15 protein-coding genes, 1 tRNA gene and 1 pseudogene are annotated in these 21,646 nt (G+C 61.9%); 5 read left to right on the forward strand and 12 right to left on the reverse strand.

The window, feature by feature from the left end; genetic code table 11:
* The 4 genes and pseudogenes from uvrC to C8K58_RS33230 form a co-directional block, all read left to right on the forward strand.
* A complete protein-coding gene (gene uvrC / locus C8K58_RS27360; RefSeq protein ID WP_027603206.1) occupies positions 1–1,824 on the forward strand; it encodes an excinuclease ABC subunit UvrC in 1,824 nt (607 codons plus the stop codon).
* A gap of 32 nt (positions 1,825–1,856) precedes the next feature.
* Entirely contained in the window at positions 1,857–2,417 is a 561-nt protein-coding gene (pgsA, locus tag C8K58_RS27365) for a CDP-diacylglycerol--glycerol-3-phosphate 3-phosphatidyltransferase (RefSeq protein ID WP_027603207.1), read from the forward strand.
* Positions 2,418–2,477: 60 nt separating this feature from the next.
* Positions 2,478–2,553: transfer RNA gene (locus C8K58_RS27370), tRNA-Gly, on the forward strand.
* Between the two features lie 1,802 nt (positions 2,554–4,355).
* Positions 4,356–4,877 (forward strand): annotated as a pseudogene (locus C8K58_RS33230) (methyl-accepting chemotaxis protein); the annotation flags it as partial.
* Between the two features lie 128 nt (positions 4,878–5,005).
* Here C8K58_RS33230 and C8K58_RS27380 read toward each other — a convergent pair.
* The 12 genes from C8K58_RS27380 to C8K58_RS27435 form a co-directional block, all read right to left on the reverse strand.
* Entirely contained in the window at positions 5,006–5,740 is a 735-nt protein-coding gene (locus C8K58_RS27380) for a UTRA domain-containing protein (protein ID WP_027603366.1), read from the reverse strand.
* Between the two features lie 81 nt (positions 5,741–5,821).
* Positions 5,822–7,195 carry an LLM class flavin-dependent oxidoreductase gene (locus tag C8K58_RS27385; RefSeq protein WP_108574681.1) on the reverse strand — a complete coding sequence of 458 codons (1,374 nt, stop codon included), beginning with the start codon at positions 7,193–7,195 and terminating at the stop codon, positions 5,822–5,824.
* Positions 7,196–7,309: 114 nt separating this feature from the next.
* Positions 7,310–7,903, reverse strand: a complete 594-nt coding sequence (pnuC, locus tag C8K58_RS27390; protein WP_092359234.1) for a nicotinamide riboside transporter PnuC — start codon at positions 7,901–7,903, stop codon at positions 7,310–7,312.
* Between the two features lie 75 nt (positions 7,904–7,978).
* Positions 7,979–10,126 (reverse strand): TonB-dependent siderophore receptor, encoded by a 2,148-nt coding sequence (locus C8K58_RS27395; protein ID WP_108574682.1) that lies wholly within the window; start codon positions 10,124–10,126, stop codon positions 7,979–7,981.
* Positions 10,127–10,253: 127 nt separating this feature from the next.
* Positions 10,254–11,126, reverse strand: a complete 873-nt coding sequence (locus tag C8K58_RS27400; protein WP_098479915.1) for a sulfurtransferase — start codon at positions 11,124–11,126, stop codon at positions 10,254–10,256.
* Entirely contained in the window at positions 11,123–12,235 is a 1,113-nt protein-coding gene (locus C8K58_RS27405) for a phosphotransferase (RefSeq protein ID WP_098479914.1), read from the reverse strand. Before C8K58_RS27405 ends, C8K58_RS27400 begins: the two co-directional genes overlap by 4 nt.
* Positions 12,232–13,152 (reverse strand): ABC transporter substrate-binding protein, encoded by a 921-nt coding sequence (locus C8K58_RS27410; RefSeq protein ID WP_027603372.1) that lies wholly within the window; start codon positions 13,150–13,152, stop codon positions 12,232–12,234. The genes C8K58_RS27405 and C8K58_RS27410 overlap by 4 nt, the downstream gene beginning before the upstream one ends.
* A gap of 126 nt (positions 13,153–13,278) precedes the next feature.
* On the reverse strand, positions 13,279–14,601 hold the full coding sequence (locus tag C8K58_RS27415) for an amidohydrolase (protein WP_108574683.1): 1,323 nt from the start codon (positions 14,599–14,601) through the stop codon (positions 13,279–13,281).
* 9 nt (positions 14,602–14,610) lie between these two features.
* A complete protein-coding gene (locus C8K58_RS27420) occupies positions 14,611–15,795 on the reverse strand; it encodes an acyl-CoA dehydrogenase family protein (RefSeq protein ID WP_098479911.1) in 1,185 nt (394 codons plus the stop codon).
* Positions 15,796–15,815: 20 nt separating this feature from the next.
* Positions 15,816–17,129: an MFS transporter gene (locus C8K58_RS27425; RefSeq protein ID WP_222935656.1), complete on the reverse strand. Its 1,314-nt coding sequence runs from the start codon at positions 17,127–17,129 to the stop codon at positions 15,816–15,818.
* Positions 17,129–19,654: a TonB-dependent siderophore receptor gene (locus tag C8K58_RS27430; RefSeq protein WP_108574684.1), complete on the reverse strand. Its 2,526-nt coding sequence runs from the start codon at positions 19,652–19,654 to the stop codon at positions 17,129–17,131. Before C8K58_RS27430 ends, C8K58_RS27425 begins: the two co-directional genes overlap by 1 nt.
* 107 nt (positions 19,655–19,761) lie before the next feature.
* Positions 19,762–20,475 (reverse strand): enoyl-CoA hydratase/isomerase family protein, encoded by a 714-nt coding sequence (locus C8K58_RS27435; protein WP_098479908.1) that lies wholly within the window; start codon positions 20,473–20,475, stop codon positions 19,762–19,764.
* A 148-nt stretch (positions 20,476–20,623) separates the two neighbouring features.
* Between C8K58_RS27435 and C8K58_RS27440 the strand changes: the two genes are divergently transcribed.
* On the forward strand, positions 20,624–21,646 hold the full coding sequence (locus C8K58_RS27440) for an alcohol dehydrogenase catalytic domain-containing protein (protein ID WP_098479907.1): 1,023 nt from the start codon (positions 20,624–20,626) through the stop codon (positions 21,644–21,646).

The raw sequence follows: 21,646 nt of genomic DNA on the forward strand, positions 1-21,646 counted from the left end.
ATGACCACACCGTTTGATCCGAGTGCCTTTCTCTCAACCTGCAGTGGCCGCCCTGGCGTGTACCGCATGTTCGACAGCGAGGCACGCCTGCTGTATGTCGGTAAGGCCAAAAACCTCAAGAGTCGTCTGGCGAGCTACTTTCGCAAGACCGGTCTCGCGCCGAAAACCGCCGCCCTGGTGGCGCGTATCGCCCAGGTCGAAACCACCATCACCGCCAACGAAACCGAAGCGCTGCTGCTTGAGCAGACGCTGATCAAGGAATGGCGACCGCCCTACAACATTCTGCTGCGTGACGATAAATCCTATCCCTATGTGTTTTTATCCGACGGCAACTTCCCGCGCCTGAGCATTCACCGTGGGGCGAAGAAGGCGAAGGGCAAGTACTTCGGGCCTTATCCCAGCGCCGGGGCCATTCGGGAAAGCCTGAGCCTGCTGCAAAAAACCTTTTTTGTACGCCAGTGCGAAGACAGCTTCTATAAGAACCGCACCCGGCCCTGTCTCCAGTACCAGATCAAGCGCTGCAAGGCGCCCTGTGTGGGGTTGGTTGAGCCGGCCGAATACGCCGAGGATGTGCGCCATTCGGTGATGTTCCTCGAAGGGCGCAGCAATGCCCTCACCGATGAGCTTTCCACCGCCATGGAGCAGGCGGCCAGCACCCTGGATTTTGAGCGGGCCGCCGAGCTGCGCGACCAGATTTCGCTGCTGCGCCGTGTCCAGGACCAGCAAAGCATGGAAGGCGGCACCGGCGACGTCGACGTGATCGCGGCCTTCGTCAATCCGGGCGGTGCCTGTGTGCACCTGATCAGCGTGCGCGGTGGGCGAGTGCTGGGCAGCAAGAACTTCTTTCCGCAGACCGGTATTGACGAGGAGGTCGCCGAAGTCATGGCCGCTTTCCTGGGCCAATACTACGTGAGCAGCCCCGAGCGCGACCTGCCGTCGGAGTTGATCGTCAATGTGGTGCACGAAGACTTCCCCGCGTTGATCGAAGCCATCCACGAACTGCGCGGTCGCGAGCTGGACATCAGCCACCGCGTGCGTGGCACCCGCGCACGCTGGCAGCAACTGGCGGTGACCAACGCCGAGCAAGCCCTGAGCGCGCGCCTAGCCAACCGACAGCACGTCGCCGCCCGCTTTGACGCCCTGGCTGAAGTCCTTAACCTGGAGGAGCCGCCCCAGCGCCTGGAGTGCTACGACATCAGCCACTCCAGTGGCGAGGCCACGGTGGCATCCTGCGTGGTGTTCGGGCCGGAAGGGCCGATCAAGTCCGATTACCGGCGCTACAACATCGAAGGCGTCACTGCCGGCGATGACTACGCCGCCATGCACCAGGCCCTCACGCGCCGCTTCAGTAAGTTGAAGGACGGCGAGGGCAAGTTGCCGGATATCCTCCTGGTCGACGGCGGCAAGGGCCAGCTGTCCATGGCCCGTGACGTGCTCAATGAGCTGGCGGTGCCTGACCTGATCCTGCTGGGCGTGGCCAAGGGCACGACGCGCAAGGCGGGTTTCGAGACGTTGTACTTGAATGATGCCGCCCATGAGTTCACTTTGAAGGGCGACTCACCCGCGTTGCATTTGATCCAGCAGATTCGTGACGAAGCCCACCGTTTCGCCATTACCGGCCACCGCGCCCGCCGTGGCAAAACCCGACGAACCTCAACCCTGGAAGGGGTGGCAGGGGTTGGCCCGACGCGACGTCGCGACTTGCTTAAACATTTTGGTGGCTTGCAGGAGCTGTCCCGTGCCAGCATTGACGAGATAGCCAAAGCACCCGGTATCAGTAAAAAGCTCGCTGAGTTGATTTATGCGAATCTGCATAGCGAATAGAATGCCTTTCCACCTCGTAGCCAGTTGTGCCGATGAATATCCCTAATCTGATCACCGTTCTACGCGTCCTGCTCATCCCTATTTTCATTTTGTTGTTCTATTTGCCGTACGAATGGAGTTATCTGGCGTCCAGTTCAGTGTTTGCCTTTGCCGCCGCCACCGACTGGCTCGACGGCTACCTGGCGCGCCGCCTGGAACAGAGCACGCCCTTCGGCGCGTTCCTCGACCCGGTGGCCGACAAGCTCATGGTGGCCGTCGCTTTGGTCCTGCTGGTGCAGGAACACGGCAACCTGTGGCTGACCCTGCCGGCCGCGGTCATCATCGGCCGCGAGATCGTCGTCTCGGCCCTGCGCGAATGGATGGCCGAAATCGGTGCCCGCGCCCACGTTGCCGTGTCCAACATGGGCAAATGGAAAACCGCCGCGCAAATGCTCGCGCTGGTTATCCTGCTGGCCAACCCGTCGGACTTCTCGTTCTGGGTCCTCACGGGTTATGCCTTGCTGCTGATCGCCGCGGGCCTCACCCTGTGGTCGATGCTCCAATATCTGCGCGCCGCCTGGCCGCATCTGCGCACCACCGTTGAAAAGAAATAAAACTTTTTTGAATCAAGGGGTTGACGGGTGCTGAGGATTCTATAGAATGCGCATCACCAAGCGGGAATAGCTCAGTTGGTAGAGCACGACCTTGCCAAGGTCGGGGTCGCGAGTTCGAGTCTCGTTTCCCGCTCCAAATATAGCGCTGCAGAGTTCCATTGAATTCTGCAAGCGATTGAAATCAGGACCTTCGGGTCCTTTTTTCGTTCCGGCGGGAACCCCTGAAATCCAGCACCATCCAGTGTTTTTAAGTCCTGAATGAGAGTCTTGAGTTCGGACGCACACTGAATCGGTTTACGTCGCTCTGTGCGTAATGCGGTAGAGCACACGGACTTTGATCGGCAACGCGATCATAACCTCTACCGCATCTGGAACCGGTTGTGTTCAGGGTCGTATTTCCCGCCACCTCTACGGGAAAGCGCATTCCAAAAGACAACGGCAAGGAGCGAACAGGACTACTCGGTTCGCAGATGCGGCCCGCGAGGCTCTGCCGAAGCATCTGACCACTGGGCTAAAGGCTCTCTCCCGGACACCAAAAGCTCGTAAATGCCCGGCCTAAGATGATTTCGTCAATACGTGTCTACCGCACGGTTACCCATACGCTCTCTGCCTTGGTACCTGCTGCCTAACTCGCGAGGCCCACTGTGAAGCATGCGCACGGCCATGATAGCTATGAGCTATCATGGCCGTGCGTATTACTCACTAGATGACCATTCTGCGTCTACGTATCGTAGAGGTATTAAGCGTGATGGGCCGGTAGCACCGTTCGCGTCTTCCAAATCAACACAGGCCTGTACAGGTCATGTTTCCGAGATTTCCATGAAGAAAACGCTTTCGTTGGCCACACGCATAGGGCTTAGTTTCGCGGCCATCCTGGCGCTGCTCATATTGATAACCACCATCGGCATTCACCGCGTTGCGTTCATTGACTCCACCTTGGGCGACGTAAGCGAAAATGCCGCAAAGGTGCAGCGCTACGCAATCAATTTCCGAGGCAGTGTCCATAACCGTGCCATCGCTATTCGGGATGCCGTGCTGGTAACGACTGATTTGGATTTGGCAAAACACTTATCGGAAGTCTCAGCCTTGGAAAAGGCCTACTCTGACTCGGCAGCTCCAATGGATCAGTTGTTCAAGGGCGCAAGCGTAACTGGCGAGGAGGTTCGATTACTGAGCGCTATCAAGGACATCGAACAACAAACCCTTAACTCCACCAGGGCGGTAATCTCCCTGCGCCAGGCGGGTGACATACCAGGGGCTCAGGCGCTGCTGATGCGTCAAACGTCTTTGGATTACAGTGAGTGGCTCAAGCGCGTCAATGCATTGATCGACTACGAGGAAGTATCAATCAAGGCGAAGTTGGGCGCAGTGCAGGCAACCGCCAGCCAGTTCAGTACGCTGATGCTTATCGCGACAGGTATTGCCCTGCTGCTGAGCATCACGTTGTCGGCCGTACTTATTCGCTTTGTTAAATCCACGCTGGGTGCTGAGCCCACAGACGTTGCATTGGCCATCGAGCGACTGGCAGCTGGTGATCTGAATCAAACGATTTCCACAGAGTATCCCGGCAGTGTCATGGGCGTCCTGAAAGACACGCTGGGCCATCTCGCAGAGACCATTCGTCAAGTACGCAAGGCGGCCCAAGAAGTCAATTACTCGGCCACCCAGTTGTCTGCCGCATCATCGGCTAATAATGAGCAGACCAGCTTGCAAACCCGCGAAGCCGAGCAGGTAGCCGCAGCCATCATGCAAATGGCGGCGACGGTTAATGAAGTATCCGGGTATGCCGCGCAGGCAGCTGATGCCTCCCGGTTGGCTGATACTGACGTGGGAAGTGGGAACAAATTGGTTGCAAGCACCACGGTTGCTATCGAACAGCTGGCATTAACCCTCGAGCAAACGACTGCTACCGTGAACCAGGTCTCCAAACATAGTGAAAATATTGCGTCAGTGATCGACGTAATCAACTCCATCGCCTCGCAAACCAATTTGCTTGCTTTGAACGCAGCTATCGAGGCTGCTAGAGCTGGCGAGCACGGACGTGGATTTGCGGTGGTAGCGGACGAAGTACGTTCCTTGGCCAACCGGACACAGCAGTCGACCGAAGAAATTCGAGAGATGATCAGTACGTTGCAATCGGGTACCGAAACAGCATCTCAAACCATGCGCGATAGTTGTGAGCTGGCGAGCCAAACGGTCACACAAACGCGCAGTGCGCAGGAGGCGTTGGCGAGGATCAGTGAGCAGGTGGCCGCTATCAGTCATATGAACGCCCAGATCGCGAGTGCCTCCGTGCAGCAGAGTAGCGTGACCGACGAGGTCGCTGAAAACATCAACCGCATTCATGGCTCGACGGTTGAGTCGGCCAATGGCGCGCGCCAAGTGGCAGCAGCCAGCATCGAGCTATCAGATTTAGCGGATCGTCTTACCGCTAAAGTGGCGTTCTTCTCTGCGGCTTAGTGGATTCAGGACAGCTTTTCACAGCCGGACTGACGTTTATGCGCGACCGCTGGGCTACTCAGCAGGATGCTTCGACAAGAAGTGATAAATATCAACTGCACTGGACTTGTCAGCGACGTGTTGACGTCTCAGTGAGTTCCCGGGTACCGAGTCTCCATCACAATCGACAACGCATCCGGGCGCCAGAATTCCTGGTCGAATTCCACCGGCCGGTTGTCCTCACCGAAATTCAAACGCTCCAGGTACACACTGGTGGAACCCGGCGACAGTTGTAGCAGCTCGGCCTGTTCTTCATTCACCGTGCCGATGTGCATCTCCAGCTCGCAACGGGATTGCACCCGTGCAAACCGCTCGCGCAGCAGTTGGGTCAGTGAGGTATTGAGGTCGGCTTCCAGCAGGCCTGGGCACCAGCTGGCCAGCAGCGCGTTGAATTCCAGCAGCACCGGGCGACGATCGATCCAGCGGCGGCGTTGCAGGAAAAACACCGGTTCATCCACCGAAGCCAAACCCATGCGCTTGGCCAGCCACGGGCCAGCCGGGCGCAGTTCGGCGTGCAGGCACTCGGTGCGCGGTGTGCGACCCTGGGCACTGACGTAATCCATAAAACCGCTGATGCGCGTCGGGTCGTAGCGGATGCGCTGCGGGCTGACAAACCAGCCCCGGCGATTTTCCCGATACACCAGGCCCTCTGCTTCCAGTTGCTGCAGGGCCTGGCGCAAGGTGACGCGGGTGCAGCCGAAGCGTTCGATCATGTCCCGCTCGGAGGGGAATTTCTCGTCGGCCTGGGGCCTGCCTGCGGCGATGTCGTTGGCGATCTGTTCGCGGATACGCTGGTAGTGCGGGGAAATAGGGTCGAAAGGCATCCTGGGGTTCCGTGTGCAGGCATGGCGTGGGGGTGACTCTACCGTTCCTGTTGGCGCAGGTCACCTGGTCCCACGCAGGCTTCAGGCAAAGCGGAACGAAGCGCCATGGGCCGAGCTTGGCAGGCGATCGCTGCCATCGACGCTGAGGCGCGAGCGCAGTGTGCCGCTTTGCGCGTTGGTGCGGTACAGCCCGCGTTTTTGCAGGGCCGGGATCACCAGTTCGACGAAGTCATTCAACGAACCTGGGCTGATCAGCGGGTTGAGCATGTAGCCGCTGGTGCCGGAGATGCGTGCGTGCTCCTCGATCTTTTCTGCGATCTGCTCCGGGGTGCCCACCAGGATCAGGTCGCTGCCACGGGTGACATTGGCAAAGCGTTGGCGCACCTCGCCTGCGGTCAACGGTTTGCCGCTGCCATCGGGTCGCATCACGTAGGAGGTCATGCCTTCGGTGTGGGTCGACAGCGCTTCGTTTTCGGCGTAGCGGTTGATGTCGATGCCGGTGTCGCCGGCATAGCTCACCAACTGTGCTTGCAGGTGATAGTTGCTTTGCAGGGTGTCGTATTTTTTCTGTGCCTCGATGGCGGTGGGAGCGGTGACGATGCGCAGCACGGTCAGCGACTTCACATCGGCGGCCTGACGGCCACGGGCTTCGGCCTGGCGCCAGATATCTTCAAGGCCCTCGCGGATATCCAGCGGGTTGGACTTGGCGATAAACACCAGTTCCGCGTGCTTGGCCGCGAACTCCCGGCCCCGTGCCGACCAGCCGGCCTGGATCAGCAACGGCGTGCGCTGTGGCGACGGCGAGCTGAGGTGCGGGCCGGCGACGCGGTAATGTTCACCCGCGTGCTGGATCGGGCGCACCCGCGCGCCATTGGCGTAGGTCTGCGAACGTTTGTCGGCAACCACGGCGTCATCCGCCCAGCTGCCTTCCCAGAGCTTGTAGACCACCTCCAGGAATTCTTCGGCGCGCTCATAGCGGTCATCGTGCTTGATCATCTGCTCCAGGCCGAAATTGCGCGCGGCGCTGGACAGATACGAGGTGACGATGTTCCAGCCGATGCGCCCATCGGACAAATGATCAAGCGTACTGAAGCGTCGGGCGTGGGTGAACGGGTGCTCGTAGCTGGTGGTGACGGTGACGCCAAACGCGAGTTTGTCGGTGAGGGCCACCAGCGCCGGAATGATCGTCAGCGGGTCGTTGGCGGGGGCTTCGACGGCCCATTTCAATGCCATCGCTTCAGAGCCGCCAAATACGTCGTAAAAGCCCAGCACATCGCCGAAGAACATCAGGTCCAGGTTAGCTTCATCCGCCGTGCGGGCCAGGTTCGACCAGTATTTGAGGGTGTTGATGTTCAGCCGTTCATCCGCCGGGTGGGTCCACAGGCTGGGCGCGCCGCCGCAGCCGACACTGGCTTGTTCATAAAGGCCGAATAACAGCGGGGTGGGATCGGACATGGTGCTTCCTGCAGGAAAAAAGGTTGGGGGACACGCGGGGGCAGGTCTGCTGCCTAAGAACAGCCGGGCGTTTGTTTATATTTAAACGTGATAAATGCTTTATGTTTAATGATATTAAACGCTGTTAGCCGACACTTTGGTTATATGCTCCTGCTGCTGCAGGTCACGTTGCCAGGCACGCAAACCGTAGGCGGCCAGCAGCACAAAACCGGCATACAGCGCAGCGGTCAGTTGCAGGTCCTTGTACAGGAACAAGCCCACATAGGCCGCGTCCAGCACGATCCACAGCCACCAACTGACCACGTACTTGCGCGCCGCCCATAGGCTGGCGACCAGGCTGAAGGCCGTGAGCAGCGAATCCAGCCAGGGCAGGGCGGCGTCGGTGAAGTGGTGCATCACCGCACCCAGGGCCACGGCTCCGATCACGCCCGCGAGCACGTGCCGCCACGCTTCCTGAAGCGGCAGGCGTTCCACCCGCACCTTGCCGGCATTAACGCGGCCGGTGCTCCAGCGCCACCATCCATAGCCTTGCAGCACGGCAAAGACCAGTTGCAGGAGCATGTCCGAATACAGCTTCACATCGAAGAAGATCCAGGCATACAACAACACCGCGACCACGCTGACGGGCCAGCACCAGCGCACCCGTTGTGCGGTGAGCCAGACCCCGGCGATGTTGAAGAGTACGGCGACGATTTCGAGTGGCGACATAGGGTTCTCTCAAAAACCAATTTTCCAGGTGCAACGCCTGTTGCTTGAGCTGGTCGGCCAGGGTAACGCTCGGCCTTAAAAATTGACGGTGGCGGACAATCGCGCCGTGCGCGGCGCACCCAGGAACAGGTAGCCGTCGCCTGCGGATTCACCCACATCGCGCCAGTAGCGTTTGTCGAACAGGTTGTCGACAGTCAGGCGCAGCACAGTGGCGTAATCGCCCACCTTGGTGCTGTAGCGACCGCCCACATCGAACACCGCGTAGTCGTCGACCTTCACCGTAGCTTCGCGGTTGGCGTATTTGCTCGCGCTGTATTGCACCCCGCCGAGCAAGGCCAGGCCAGGGACGCCGGGAATGCTGTAGTCGCCGTGCAGGCTGGCGCGCAGCTTGGGCACGTTGATTGCCTGGTGGCCGTCGTAGTCGTCGGTGCCGCTGCCACTGACCCGGGCGCGGATCGCTGCAACGCTGGCCGACACTTGCAGGTCGGAAGTCAGGTGGCCGTTGGCGGACAATTCGAGGCCCACATTTTTCTGCTTGCCTTGCTGCACGAAGGTGATGGTGCCGTCGTCGTTCGGTCGGTTGTATTGCAAATCCTGGGTGATCTGGAACAGCGCCGCGGTCAGGCTCAGGCGCTGGAAGTCACGCTTGACCCCCACCTCCAGCTGGCGCGAGGTGGTCGGCGGCAGCACCTCCTCGGCGTTGCTGCTGAACCACGCGGCCTCGCCACCCAGGGACAGGCCCTTGCTGTAGCTGGCGTACAACGAGGTGTCCGGGCGCGGTTTATAGATCAGCGCCACCTGGGGCAGGAACACGCTGCGCTGGGTGTGCCGAGTGGTGGCGCCGGCCTGGTTGTAAGTCTCTTCATCGAGGCGTACCTGGCGCCCGCCGAGGATGGTTTGCCACTGCTCGTTGAAGCTGATGCGGTCGCTGGCGAACAGGCCGTACTGGCGGCTGTCGAGGCGCCGGTAGGTGTGGCCAAGCGGGCCGTCGTAGGGTTCCAGTACCGGTGACGGCTGGTAGATATTGCCCTCGCCGATGTACGCGTTGACCGACGTGCGCCGGTCCACCAGGCGACGGAACGCGGTGGTGCCGAAGGTCAGGTCATGCTTGAGGAAACCGGTGTCGAACTGGCCATTGAGTGCAGCCTGGGCCTCTTCGTTGCGGCGGGTGTCGTCGGGGCTGCGGTAGTCGGAGATGTCATAGTCGCCCTCGGCGCTGAAGTGGTTGGGCACAGCAGTATTGGCGCAACTGGCGGCACCGTAGCAACCCCAGGCGAAGGTGCTGTAGTCGTCGATCACCACGCGGCTGCGGGAGGCGCTGAAGCTGACCTTCCAGGCGTCGTTGAAGCGGTATTCGAACAACCCGTCGAGGTTCAGGGAACGGATGCCCACCGGGTTCGACCAGCTCTGGTACGCCAGCAGGTCCTTGGGCGAAACGTGATGCGGCACGTCGGTGCCGCCGAGCAATTGATAGCCCGGCACCGAGCGCTGCTCGCGGTCCTGGTACTCGGCGTTGAGTTGCAGCAGGGCGTTGGGGCTGATGTTCCAATCCAGCGCCAACGACGCGAAGTCGCGCTTGCCGTCGGCGTGGTCGACGTAGGAGCGAATGTCTTCGTGGGCCAGGTTGATGCGTACGCCCACCTGCTGCTCGGTGCCGAGCCAGCCACCGATGTCGGTGGCCAGGTAACGCTCGCCCTGTTCGTTGGTCGACACCGTCACCGAGCGCACATTTTCCGGGCGCTTGCTCACGTAGTTGACCAGTCCGCCGGGCTCGGAGACGCCACTTTGCAAACCGGCCAGGCCCTTGAGCACTTCCACTTGCTGCTTGTTCTCCAGCGCCACGTTCTGCTCGCCGGTGATGGTGCGACCGTTGATCTTGTAGCTGCTGGCCGGGTTGAGGGCGAAGCCACGGATCACGAAATTCTCGTAGTAGCCGACCGGCGCATAGCTGTCGCCCACCGAGGCGTCATTCTTCAACACCTCACTGAGCAGGCGTGCCTGCTGGTCTTTCAGGCGCGCTTCGGTGATCACGGCGACGGACGCCGGGGTGTCCAGCAACGGCGCGTTATCGAAGCCGGCCACGGCGGCTTTTTTTGCCTGATAGTCGGTGGTTTCCTGGCCGACGACGGTAACGGTGTCCAGCGTCGCATCCTGGGCATGGGCCGCCGCAGCGGCGAGGGTGATGCTCAGGGCGAGCAGCGTGTGACGGTAAGGTGTAGCCATATAAAGAGCGCTCCAAAGGTCTGCCGGCCATTGCCGTACGCCTTTATCGGGCGCAAAGGGGCCCAGCGCTGCGCAACGGACGGGTTGCCAGTTCGTGATGAAAAAGCCGAATTCGCCGAAAGTGGCGTCAGGCCGGAGCTGCTCCGGTAGTCATTGGTAAACGTGCGTCGGCGGCCCATTCCTGCAAGGAGCCGTCGTAGATCGCGATGTCCTGGCGACCCAGCAGGGTCAGGGCCAGCGCGTTGGCAGCCGCGGAGATACCGCCGCCGCAATACAGGATCAAAGGGCCTTCGCTGTGCAGCAGCGTGGGGCCAATCGCCAGGGCCAGGGCATCCTTGGGCAGGTAGCGGCCGTGGGCGTCGAACAGCAGGCGGGCCGGCAGGTTAAGGCTGCCGGGGATATGCCCGCGTCGGGCGTAGCGGGTGGCAGCGGTACCTTCAAAAAGGGCCGCGCCGAGGGCGCAGATCAGTTGTCCCCGTGCGTTGCCAGCGACGATTGCTTCTACGCCGCTGCGGTCAATCCATAGCTCTGGGCGTGGGTTGATTGACCAAGGGGACACAGGCGTTATCGGCTTGGCAGAGCCGCTGTGTTCGGGCAGACCGGCTTCACGCCAGGCGTTGAAACCGCCATCCAGCACCCTGGCGTCGATACCTGCTCCACGCAGCATCCACCACAACCGTGCGGCCCAGAAGCCGTCGGCACGGTCATAGATGACCACGGCTTTTTCTTCGCCTGCGCCAAGGTTTGCCAGGGCGCTCACCAGTGCCTCGGGGCGCGGCAAGGCAAAGCTGAAGCTGGCCTGGGTGTCCGCCAGTTCAGTCAAGAGGTCGGCATGCCGCGAGCCTGGGATATGTGCCTGCAACCAGCCGTCGTAACCGCTATCGACGCGGTAATCGCCATCGAACTCGGGTGAGGGCAGCACGACGGTGGCATCCAGCACCACTACTCCAGGGTCGTCCAGATGCGCCTGCAGCCATTGGCTATCGACCAGAATACTCATACGGTTTTACGTCGGATATGGCCGAGCAGACGTTGCCCTTGCAGCCCGGCAAACCAGCGCAAATGGCCCAGCAGATACCTGTAGTACGCCACATCTGCACTGGCCGTGGAGCCCACCACATCCTGGTAATACGCCACTTCGGACAGCGCGAAATCTACATGCACCAACGGCAGCAAGGCGCTGAGGGTATGTAGATCCTTCGCGCCCAGCGGGCGCACCTGGTGATAACCGGCAAGCAGCGCATCGACGCTGTCGAGATCGGCGCGAGCCGCACCGCCAGTGTCCAGTTCCAGCCAGGGTATGGCGTTGCGTTCGATGGCCGTGGCCAGGTCGAAGAGGGCGAAAGTGCGGTCGGCCAGGCCGAAATCCAGCACGCTCGAAACGCTGCCATCAGCATTCCATAACAGGTTGGAGGCGTGCCAGTCGTTGTGAGTCCACAACGGTGGTTGTTCACGTAGCAACGGGTGCAACGCGTTGTGCCACGGCAACAACAGTTCGCTGAGTTGGGCTCGCCAATCCTTGCCTGCCAGGTAAGGGCTGGCGATGTTGGCGATGGCTTCCAGGGGCGCAGACTGTTCGATCAGCCGTGCGTTGGCCAGAAGCACATGGGTCCGGCGTCGGGGCGCGTCGTGGTGTTCGGCGGCCTGATGCAAACGCGCCAACGCCTGGCCGGCGGCGAAGGCATGCTGAAGATTCTGGAACGGCGACCACGACAGCGCATCGCGGTACAGGTCCAGGCCCTTGGCAACGTGGTGCACTTCATAGGTCCACTCACCTTGCACCGTGGCCGTCGCGCCATGTCGATTCGGCACTACCGCCGCCACCGGCGCGCCCCGGCGATGCAGGTGGGCGATCAGTTGGTGTTCTTCTTGCAGCCACGCGGCTTGGCGCACCCGTTGGTGATGTCGTTTGACGAACAGCGTCGCGTTACCGGTGGTGATCAATCCGGCGGCGGAAAACGGCCGTGGGCTATGCCAATGCAGGCTATGCAGCGGACCCAGTTGCGGGTACTCCCGCAGCAGGTGTGCGATGTCGGTTTCGTGCAGGGCCGGCCAATCGGCGGCAACCGGCTCCAGCCCCAGGCCGTGAGCGGTGCGTTGGGGGTTCATGCGCTCACCTCGGGCAGATAAGCGTTGCTGGTTGCGCCTTGCCACACCTGCGGATCGTCGAGCACCGCATGCTCGTGCAGCCATTCGGCGTAGGGTGCCAGCAGCGCCTGGCGTTGCTCACCCCAGCGGCCTTCATGCAGCCAGGTCGGGGCGATTTTATGCAGCGAGGCACTTAGCAATTCGGCCGGGAAATACGGCGTGGTGTGTTCGTAGGCGGCGAGGGCAATCGCCGGATCCTGCGCCACGGCCAGGTAACCGCGGGCGGTGGCCGCGAGGAAGTCACGCACCACTTCAGGTTTGTCGGCGAGGGTGCGTTCGTGGGTGCCGAGCAGGTAGCTGTGATAGGCCGGAGCGCCGATGTCGTCCACCGGCAACACCACGCGGCGCGCCGCTTCGATAGGACTGTGCATCAACGCTTCCCAGGCCCAGTAACCGCCAAAACTGGCGTCGGCGATACCTTCGGCGAGCTGCTCGGGGCGCAGTTCGCGCACACCGCTGTCCACCAGGATCACCGCGTCGAAGTCACCTCCGTCGCGGCTCACCAAGTGGCGCACCATGGCCAGGCCACGTGGTGTCGGGTTGAGGGCCAGGCGCTTGCCGACCAGGTCTCGCGGGCGACGGATGCCGGAATCGGTGAGGGTCTGGATCGACTCCAGGCCCGCATGGTTGATCGCCGCGATGCCTTGCAACGGTTGGCCCAGGGCACGGCGCACCAGCAGGCGGTTGCTGGGAAATACGCCAAAATCCGCCGCACCGGCCAGCAGGTGCTGCAGGGTGTCGCCACGGTAGGGGTCGTGCACCACCAATTCCACATCCAGGCCAAGCTCTTCATACCAGCCGCGCTCCCGCGCCAGGTACAAACCCGCCGAATTCGGCCAGGGATGGAAGTACTCGAGCATTACCTTTACCGACACCATCGCTTGCCACTCCAGTCCAACGTGTTTTGATGGAAGCGATTTATAAGGGAGTGATCTGGTATATACCAATATCCTTTATTGCTATGGATATAACCGCAGCGCGGTCTGAATTCACCGTTCCGGACCCTAGGGCGACAACCGAGGAGCGTCAATCATGTAGCTCAACGTCATCCGACTCAGTGCCCGGATCCCCACCGCCAGGCTCGGGTCATCCACCTGGAAGCCCGGCGAATGGGTAGGCCACACGTTTTTGCCCTCCAGCGCAGGCGGTGTCACGCCCATACGCATGAAAATCCCCGGAATCTGGCGGGCGTATTCAGCGAAGTCATCGGCACCGTAAGTGCCGTTGTCGATCCGTACTGGCGTGGTCGACACCTGTTGCAGCACCGGCATCAACTGGTCGACCAACGCAGTGTTGTTGTAGCCGGCGCGGTAATTCCCCGGCAGGTAGTCCACCTTGGCGGTGGCCCCCGAGGCTTCGGCGATGTGCTCGGCGGTGCGGGTCATGCGCTGCAACACGTCCTCGCGCTGTTCATCGCTGACGGTGCGAATCGAACCTTCCAGGCGCACTTCGGCGGGGATGATGTTGTGGCGGTCCCCGGCTTCGATACGGCCCACGGAAATCACCGGTGCTGGCAACAGGCTGAGGTTGGATTGGCGACTGGGAATGGTCTGCCAGGCCAGGATCACCTGGGCGGCGACGGGCACAGGGTCGATGCCGGTCCACGGGAAGGCCGCATGGGTCTGGCGGCCGATGATGCGCGCGACAAAGGTGTCGGCTGCCGCCGTGGTGCGTTGCCGGCTGAGCGTGAAAGTCCCCGCCGTACCCGCAGTTACGTGGATGCCGAAGATCACCGCTGGCGCGGGATTTTGCAGCGCGCCGTCCTTGATCATCAATTGCGCGCCGCCTTGTTCACCGAGCGGCGGCCCTTCTTCGGCCGGTTGGAAGATCAGCTTGAGGGTGCCCGGCAACTGCTCGCGATGGGCCGCCAACACCTCGGCAACCCCTAGCGCCATCGCCATATGCGCATCGTGACCGCAAGCGTGCATCACCCCGACGTCCTTGCCACGGCTGCGAAAGTCAGCGCCTTCATCTTTGCTGCGCACTGTCGACGCGAACGGCAGGCCGGTTTCCTCGGTGAGCGGCAGCGCGTCCAGTTCGGCGCGAATCGCGACCACCGGGCCAGGTTTGCCACCACGCAAAATGCCAATGACACCGGTATGCGCGATGCCGGTCTGCACCTCCAGCCCCAGTGCCCGTAGGCGTTGGGCGATGCGCTCGGCGGTGTGGAACTCGCGATTGCCCAGCTCGGGTTGTTGGTGAATCGCGTGGCGCAGCTCTATCACGCCGGGCAATGCCTGGCTGATCTGCGCGTCCAGGTCGTCCCAAGGCTCGGCGGCCGACACGGAGCCAGACAGAAGCAGCAGGGAAATCGGTAGCTTCAACATATCCAGGGCTCAATAAGTAAACGCAATCGGCGGTGCTTTCGCGTTCAGCAAATAATCGCCAATTGCCTTGTACTTGTACGCCAGGGCGTCATGGGTGGTGTGGGTGCGTGCGTTGCGCCAGTGACGGTCGAAGTTGTAGCGCGACTGGGTGGTGGCTGCGCCGCCGACTTCATACAGGCGCTCGCATACGAAGAGGGCGGCGCGGGTTGAGGCGATCTTGGCTTCGGCCACGGCAATCGAGGACTTCACCAAAATAGCTTCCAATTCCTCACCCTGCGCCAGCCCCTGCAACTGCGTGCGTGCGGCCAGGTCGACCGCCCCGGCGGCTTTCTCCACCAGCGCTTCGGCGCCATGGATGCGCGCGGCCAGATCGCCGAGGGTGTGCAGGATGTACGGGTCGTGGCGCGCCTGGTCCACGCCACTTTCGCGCACCGGTCGCGAGCCAGTGCGCGCCCATGCTACCGCGTCATCCAAGGCTGCCAGGCCGATGCCGACATCCAGGGCACAGTGGATCAGTTGCGCACTGGCGCCGACATAGTTGCGGCGTTGATACCACTGCGCCAACGGGATCACTTGCTCGGGGCGCACCGGCACATTGTCCAGCAGGGTACTGCCGCTGGCGGTGACGCGCTGGCCCATGCCGTCCCAATCATCCAGCAGGGTGATCCCGGCGGTATCGACGGGCAGCATCACGTAGACCGCGTTGCCGGCTTCGTCCACGGCCTGGATCTTCAGCAGGTCGGCAAACAGGCAACCGGTGCTGTAGAACTTGCTGCCATTGAGCACCAGTTGATCGCCGCGACGCTCCAGGCGCGTGTGGATTTCACCGCGAAAGGTGCCGCTGCGTTCGGCAATCGCGCCCGATGACAACTGGCGCTCGGCAAAGGCACCGAGGTACTCGCGCTGCTGCTCGGGGTTGGCGATCAGGCGCAGGTGCTCTACCGTGGCGAAATGCGGAAACAGCGCTTGGGCCACACTCGGATCGGCCTTGGCCAGGGTGATGAAAATCTGTGCCACCTGCAGTTGGCTGACGTCGCCGCCGCCCAGCTCAGTGGGGACCCGGGCGGCGCCCAGGCCGGATTCGCGGATCAGGTCGAGCTGCGCATAAGGCAGGATTCTGCCGGCGTCGCGTTCGGCGGCACCGGGTTGGATCTGCGCGGCGAGTTGGTGGGCGAGGGCAAGGTAATCGGTCATGGAAAGGTCCATCAAAGAGGTCAGGAAGCGTCGCGCAGAGCGCTGCGCGGGACGCCGAGCAACAGGATCAAGGTGCCGCAGGCCACCAGCGCCGCCACGATATAAAGCGCCAGGCTGATGCTGCCGGTGGAGGTCTTGATCGCACCGATCATGATGGGTGTCAGCAGGCTGCTGATCTGCCCGCAGCAATTGACCAGCGCCAGGCCTGCGGCCTTGGCGTGGTCCGACAGGTAATACGTGGGGATGGTCCAGAAAATCGCCGTGGCCACCAGGTAGCCGCTGGTCATCAGGGTCAGTACGGCGATTGCCGAGTACGGGCTGAACAGAAAGTTGGGCAGCACCAGCATTGCCAGCGCCGCCGTGAGGCCGCCCAGCGCGAAGTGCCAGCGCCGCTCCTGATTCACATCCGAATGGCGGCACGCCCACAGCATCACGCACACGCCGATCACATAGGGCAAAGCCGAGAGCAAGCCCAGTTGCCCGAGGTTGCTGACCCCGGAATCGCGAATGATCGACGGCGCCCAGATGTTGGTGACATTGCCGGTGCACATGATGGTCAGGCAGTAGGCCAGGGTGATAAACCACACCTTGCGATCCTTCAGCGCCTCTACAAAACGCGAGTGCCCACCGGGTTTGCGCTGCTGGCGTTCTTGGGCCAGGGCCTGTTCGATGGCGCGTTTTTCATCCGCACTCAACCACTTGGCCGACGCCGGTTTGTCGTCCAGCCAGTACCAGGCGAACAACCCCGCGAGCACCGGCGGAATGCCGGTGATCACGAACAGCCATTGCCAGCCGGTAAAGCCGCCGATACCGGCGAAGTGCGCCATGATGCTGGTCGACAGCGGCCCGCCGATAATTCCGCACACCGCAATCGCCATGATGAAGCGCGAGGTAATGCGCGCGCGGTGGCTGGCCGGGAACCAGTAGGTGAGGTACAGGATTACCCCAGGGAAGAATCCGGCTTCGGCGGCGCCCAGCAACACCCGCAGCACATAGAACTGCGCCGGGGTCTGGGCAAACGCGGTGGCGATGGTCACCAGTCCCCACAGCACCATGATGCGCATCATGGTTTTTTTCGCGCCGATCTTTTCCAGCAGCAGGTTGCTGGGAATCTCGAACAGCAGGTAACCGATGGAGAACACCCCGACGATGATGCCGAACGTGGCGTCGCTGATGTTCAGGTCGGTCTTGAACTGCAAATGCGCAAAGCTGATGTTGACCCGGTCCAGCCAGTTGAGCACGAAGCACAGGAACAGGAACGGCATGATCCGCCACGCCAGTTTGCGATACAGGCGTTGGTCGAAGGTCGCCTGCGGGCGTTCGAAGTTCGTCATCACCAGCTCACGTCGACTTTAGCGAAGTAGTAGGCGCCTTCCAGGCCATAGGGCGAGTACCAGCTGTAGGTGGGGTTGTCGGTGGGGAAGAAGTAGAAGCGCTTGGCCTCATCATTCAGTTGCTGCGGGCGCCGGTCGAAGATGTTTTCGCCGCCGACGGTGACTTTCACCGCGTCGCTCAACCAGTAACCCACGCTCAGATCGGTGATGAATGCCGGGCGAATTTTTTCATCGCGACTGGCCGAAATCTGGTTACGCCCGGTGACCTTGGAATAGCGGGTTTCCTTGAGATTCACCTCAAAATCCCCCAGTTGCCAGGCGGCATTCAGCGACGTGGTGTTTTTCGGGTAGGCCGAGGTCAGGTTGCCCTGGCGGTCACGGCCCATCACGCTGACGCCGGTGCCGGCCAGTGCTGCGGGCTCCTTGATCTTCTCGATGGTCTGCAGGCTCTGATTGCTGAGCAAGGTCCATTTGGTCTTGCCGTAGCGGCCCAGGTCATAGCGGTAGTCGGCCACCAGGTCGATGCCACGGGTGCGGGTATCGGCCAGGTTGCCGAAGTACGAGACGATCTGGTTCGGGTTCAGGCCCTGGGCGGCCAGCACGTTGGAGACCGCCGTGCCTTGCAGGTTACTGGTCTGCAGGATGCGATCCTTGATGTCGATCTGGTACAGGTCGACCGTAATGTCCAGGTTCTCGGTCGGTGTGGCGACAAAGCCGAGGCTGTAGTTCATCGAGCGTTCAGGCTTGAGCTCCTTGGCGCCCAGGGCCTGGCCGGCGGCGTCGTTGACAGTGACGTAGCGCGTGGTGGCCTGCTCCAGTTGCCCGGTGAGCGGGCTGGTGCGCCAGGCGGTCAGCGACGACGAATAGAACTGCTGTTGCAGGGACGGCGCGCGGAAGCCGTTGTTCACGGTGCCGCGCACGGCGAATTGCGGGGTGAACGCGTAACGCGTGGAGAACTTGCCACTGCCGGTGTCGCCGAAATCACTGTAGTGCTCGAAACGCCCGGCCAGGCTCACGTCCCATTGGTCGGTCAGGCTTTGGCTGAAGTCGACGTAGCCTGCGGTGTTGGTGCGTGAGTAGTTGTGCGCGTCGGCCGGGGTGAAACCCACCAGCCCAGGCGCGCCAGGGTTGGGGCGTTGGCCGGCGAGTGGGCTGCCGGCAGGGAACACGTAGCCGCCATCGGCATAAGAGGCGTATTCGCCGGCCTGGATCTCGAACCCATCGCGGCGGAACTCAAGGCCGGTCGAGACGTTCAGCGGCTTGGCAAACAGCCCGGTATCGAACGCACGGGTCAGGTCGAGGTTATTGGTCCATTGGCTGGCGATCAGGTTGCCGCCGTCCATATCCTGAGGGCTGTTTGGTCCCAGGGACGGGTTCAGCGAACGCTCGTTGCGGGTGTTGGCGTTGTTGTAGCCGTAGCTGCTGCTTAGGTCCCAAGCCCAGCCCAGCAGGTCGTCGTTGCGCACGCCGAACACGGTTTGGAAGTCGTCTTCTTCCACCACGAAACGCGGCGAGAAACCGTCCGGGTACACCGAGACAATGTTCTGCGGCGAGTTGGCGGTGCGGTAGGTGCCCCAACTGGTGGAGTTGCGGTGGCTGAGGGTGGAGAACGAGTACAGCGTGTAGTCCTCGTTCAGCGGCAGTTCGGCGTTGTAGCCGAAGTTATAGGTTTGCGAACGGGGCTGGCCCAGTTGCTGGCGGTAACGGCTTTCACTGGTTTCGCGCGGGTCGGGCTGGCCGTTCTGGCGGAAATAGATGCTGGTGCGGTCCGGCACGGCGCCGGCCACGTTGGAGCTTTCCTGGAGGCCGATATCGGCGCTGAGGCTGAAAAAGCCGTCATTGGGCAGCTCAAAGCCCTGGTTGATCTGGCCCTGGCCCCGCGCGCCGAAATTGCCCTTGCCGCCCACACGGTTGGCGTACTGCCCATATAGGGCGCTGCCGCTGCCGCCGGAGCGGTTGGTCTTGAGGATGATGTTGATCACCCCGGCAATCGCGTCCGAACCGTATTGCGCCGCCGCGCCGTCGCGCAGCACTTCCACGTGGTCCACCGCGGCGATGGGGATCAGGTCGAGGTCGGCGGGCGACTGGCCGCTTGAGGTGGCGGCGGTCTGCACAAAGATCAGCGACGTATTGTGGCGGCGCTTGCCGTTGACCAGCACCAGCACATGGTTACCGCCCAGGCCGCGCAAAGTCGCGGACTTGACCGACAACCCGGTGCCGCCGGTAAACCCTGCAGCATTGGTATAGGACGGTACGCTGGCGGCCAGGGCGTCGCGCAGGTTCTGTTTACCGGAGCGGGCGAGGTCGTCGGCGCTGATCACATCGATCGGCGCCAGGCTCTTGGCCACGGTGCGACCGCTGTCCCGGGCACCGGTGACCACCACGGTTTGCAGGGCCGTGTCACTGGCCGCCGACGGTCGTGACGGGTTCTCTTCAGCGTGGGCTGTCGGTTGGGCGCACAGCCCGAGGATGCCGACAGTCAGCAGGCTGAGCCTGGGACGAAAGCGGGTGTAAGGGCGAGACATGGTGAGGCTCCAATGGTTAGGTGCCGCTTTCCATTCCTGATGGTGGGAGTTCCTGACAGTACTGGGGAGGCTTATGTGTTGGCTGTTTCTAGTTATAGGGGTGGGGGCTACACCTTCGCATCGCGCCCTAGCATCACGTCCTGGCGAGCCTGGTCGACCAGTGCCATCTGCCGCGTCAGTCGGGCTTTGCGTTCGGCCAGCAGCAAGGTCTTGGTCCATTCCACGGCCTTAGAGGAATGGTTGGCCAGGCGTGCGGCCAGTTCCAGCGCGCTGGCGTAGGCGTCGTCCACCACCTGATTGACCAGGCCGATGGCCAGCGCCTCCTGGGCGTTGAACTTGCGCGCGCTGAGCATGATGTCCAGGGCTGCTGCTTCGCCGATCAGGCTGGGCAGGGTGATCGCACTGAAACCCGACAACATGCCGTGCTGCACTTCCGGAAAGTGGAACCGCGTGTCATGCCGCGCAATACGGAAATCGCAATGAATCGCCAGGCTGATGCCCAGGCCCAAGGTGTGGCCGTGCAACGCGGCAACCACCGGTTTACTCAGGTCGTTGCCGACGCCGGGCAGGGCGCGAGCCAAGACGTCACTGCTGACCGTCTCGCCGGTGGCGTCGATTTCCTTGAGGTCGGAGCCGGCGCAAAACGCCCGCTCGCCGGCACCGCGCAGCACGATGGCGCGCACCGCGTGGTCGTGTTGAGCGCGTTGCCAAACCTCGGCCAACTCGTGCTTGGCCTGGCTGTCCAGTGCGTTCAGGCGCTCCTGGCGGTTGAGGGTGACGACCAGAATTCCTTCGCCAATAGCTTGGTACTCGACTGTCATGGTGTGCTTTTCATTGAGAGAGAAAGAAAGACGCGATTGCCCCTTGAGGTCTGCGTCAAAGTGAGGAAAACTTAATCGATGTGCACAATGCAAACAATATGTTTGTTATATGAACATATTCTTATCGGGTCAAAAACGGTTATAAAAAATGAAAGCCATAGTTCTAAAAGCCTTCGGCGGGCCGGAGCAATTGCAGGTCGAGGAGGTGCCGACCCCGCAGGTTGGTGCGGGTGAAGTGTTGGTCCAGGTCGCGGCAGCAGGGGTTTGCCATCACGACCTGTTGCATCGTGCCGGGCGGTTACCGGGAGCCCATACCGGCGTGGTACTGGGCCATGAGGTGGCGGGTGAAGTGGTTGAGGTGGGCGCGGGTGTGCACCACTTGACGGTCGGCGCCCGGGTGGTGGTTTACCAGCGACGCTTTTGCGGTCAGTGTCGTGACTGCCTGCGCGGTCGCCAGGATCTGTGCCGGGCCCTGGGCCTGCCATCGGTGGATACTGAAGGCGCCTATGCCGAATACCTGCGAGTACCGGCGATCTCCGCCATCGAACTGCCCGACGGTCTGGACTACATCCAGGCCGCCTTGGCGTCCTGCCCGATCGGCACCAGCGTGCGCGCTTTGCACGGCGAGGCCGCGCTCAAACCCGGCGAAAGCGTGTTGATCAATGGCGCCAGCGGTGGCCTGGGCGCCCATCAGATTCAATTGGCCAAGGCAGCGGGCGCGCGGGTCATTGCCGTCACGGGCAGTGCGGACAAGCGTGACTTTCTCCACAGCCTGGGCGCCGATGACGTGATTGTGAGCAGCGGCAGCTACAGCGCCGAGGTCTGGAAACTCACCGGCAAACGCGGCGTGGACGTTGCCATGGAAAACCTCGGCAGCACCCTCGAAGACACCCTGCGTAGCATGACCCTCGGAGGGCGCGTGGTGGTGTTGGGCAATGTGACGCCCGCCAGTGTGCCGATCAACCCGGGGCTGTTGATCGGCCGACGCCTGCGGGTGCAGGGTTCGGGCAGCGCGACGCTGGAAGAGGTGCGCCTGGCACTGGCGTTGATCAAGGGCGGGCAGGTCAAGCCGCTGATCGACCGGGTGCTGGCGTTTCACCAAGTGGCTGAGGCCCATGCGCTGCTGGAGTCGCGTCAGGTCAATGGGCGTATTGTGTTGAGCGGGTGGTAA

It is taken from the genome of Pseudomonas sp. GV047, from assembly GCF_003058245.1.
Lineage (GTDB): Bacteria > Pseudomonadota > Gammaproteobacteria > Pseudomonadales > Pseudomonadaceae > Aquipseudomonas > Aquipseudomonas marginalis.